Genomic DNA, 2,259 nt, shown 5'->3' with positions numbered 1-2,259 from the left:
GCCTCTCTCCTGATCTGTATCGAGCCGGGCTTGTGGGCCGGGAAATCACTGCGCGGTTTCGCCTTGTTGCGATCCGCCCATAAGGGCTGGTGCTTTGCGTAAATTGCTTTTGATCTCGACCGCGCTGATCGGCTTTGTAGCCATGCCGGATCGCACCGAGGCCGCGCCGCTCGGGGGGTGGGTGGCCACAGCCATTTTTGGTGCGGGGGCCGCCGGAACCGCTGCCTTTGCCATCGTCTCCGGCGTCGTGGCTATGGCGGCTTCGATTGGCCTGAGCATGATCGCGCAGGCTCTGTTGGGCAAAAAGCCCAAGAGTGAGGCGGTGCGACAAGAGCTGACCAGGCCGACCTCGCTCCCGGCATACCGCTTTGTCTATGGCAAGACTTGGGCGCCGGGCACGCCGGTTGGCTGGGTGGTGCGCGGGCGTATTCTCTACGTCTGCTATCTGCTGAACAGCCGCCCGAGCGCCGGGCCGTTCACAGTTCTGTTCGACAAGCGCAAGGTCAACAAGACCGGCGATGAATTTGATTTCTCGACGGCGGGCGGCGCGACCGCGACCAATGCGCCGTTTTCAGGCCATACCAAATACTGGATAGGCCGCGGCGAGCAGACGACCTGTCCGGCGCAGATCGTGGCCGAGACGGGGGGCTATTTCATCGCCTCCGATGCCTGGCGCGGGCGCACGGTCCTGTGGGCGCGGCTCAATTGTGGTGATGATGACGATCGGCAGGAACGCTGGCCGACCAGCCCGCCCGAGCTGAATGTTGACGGCAACTGGTCACTGGTCATCGATCCGCGCGACGGGTTGGAAAAGCACAGCCGCAATCAGGGCCTGATCGTTCTGGATGCGCTGCGCAATAACCCGGTCCGGCGCTATGCCAACGCCTATCTGCGCCTCGATACCTTTAGCTGGGCGGCCGATGTGGCCGATCAGGCGGTGGCAATCAAAGAGGGTGGCTATCAGCCCCGCTATCGCTGCGATGGCATCTTGGTCTTTGGTGACGGGGCCGAGCTGGAAGACCAGATCCAGCCGCTGCTCGATGCCGGGGCGTCGCGCCTGACCCGGATCGGCGGAAAGCTGGCTATGGTGCCATGCGCGACACGCCTCAGCGTCAAAACGATCACGGATTTCACGGATGGCCAGCCCCTCGATCTGGTGCGCTGGCGGTCCTCTGATGATCTCTACACGGAAGCCGTTGCGCGTTTTCCGGCCCCGGATCGCGCCTATGAAAGTGCCGAAACCCCGGCTTATGTGGTCGGGGGGGCGCAGGCTGAGGATGGCGGTGCAGCGAAGCGACTGATGCTGGATCTCGACTTTGTCACCGATCACCGTCAGGCGCAGCGCCTCGCCAAGATCGCGGTGCTGCGCTCGCGGATGCAACGGCAGGTTTCGGGGGAAATCTTTCCCGATGGCTTTGATCTGGTCGCAGGCTCGATTTGTCGCCTCAATCTGCCCGCGCCCTATGAGGCCTGGAACCAGAAATATGAGGTCCAGAGCATCGCGCCAGCGGCGGGGATGAACGATGATGAATCGATCACCCTGCGCCTGCCGATCGTTCTGTCGGAAACCTCTGATGCCATCACTGCATGGGATGCGGCCGCCGAGGAACAGGACGTGACGCCGGGCAATTTCGACGGCGGCGCGCAAAAGGTTCTGCCGCCGCCGTCGGTGTCGATTGTCACCGGCAGTCTGGCCGCTCAGGTCTCAGGCGATACTACGGTCCCAGCCATCTTGGCCTATTGGGCGGCATCACCCTCGGCTTCGGCCTATGGCTATGACTGGGAATGGGCGACCTATCGCGAGGTCCAGACTGGTGACGGGGATGGCCCAGTGTCCTGGAAGCTGAACCGGTGGAATGCCGGTGGGCAGGTTGCCGCTGATGCTGCCGATGAGGCCGGTCTTTACTACGCCTTTCTGCCATGGCCATCGATTGGCGGTTCCCCAGTCCGCTACGCCGTCCGCGTCAGGGCGCGGGGTAGTTATGGCGCATCAGCCTGGATCCAGTCGGCCATGATTGAGCCGAGGGGGCCAGTTGAATCCATCCCGGCTCCAGAAGTCGTCAGCGCCAACCCCGCGACCGGCGAAATCGCCGTGACTGCGCTCCAGGTCAACAGCCGCGATGCACGCAGGTTGCTGATCTATGGCAGCGACAGCAACAGCCCGCTGACAGCCACCCTGCTCTGGGATGAAAACGTCGGAGCAAACGTCACCATCACCCGCCGGAACACCGGCCTCGGTAGCGGGATCACCCGCTATTA

The 2,259-nt window shown here is 63.2% G+C and carries 1 protein-coding gene; it reads left to right on the top strand.

All coding sequences use genetic code 11. The features are described from left to right. Positions 1-94 precede the first annotated feature (94 nt). A partial coding sequence (locus tag RTS12_RS15710) for a phage tail protein (protein ID WP_312530202.1) occupies positions 95-2,259 on the top strand: 2,165 nt, incomplete at its 3' end.

Origin of the sequence: Paracoccus sp. (in: a-proteobacteria) (assembly GCF_032007265.1) — a bacterium.
Taxonomy (GTDB): domain Bacteria; phylum Pseudomonadota; class Alphaproteobacteria; order Rhodobacterales; family Rhodobacteraceae; genus Paracoccus.
This window is presented reverse-complemented; position numbering and strand designations above follow the sequence as displayed.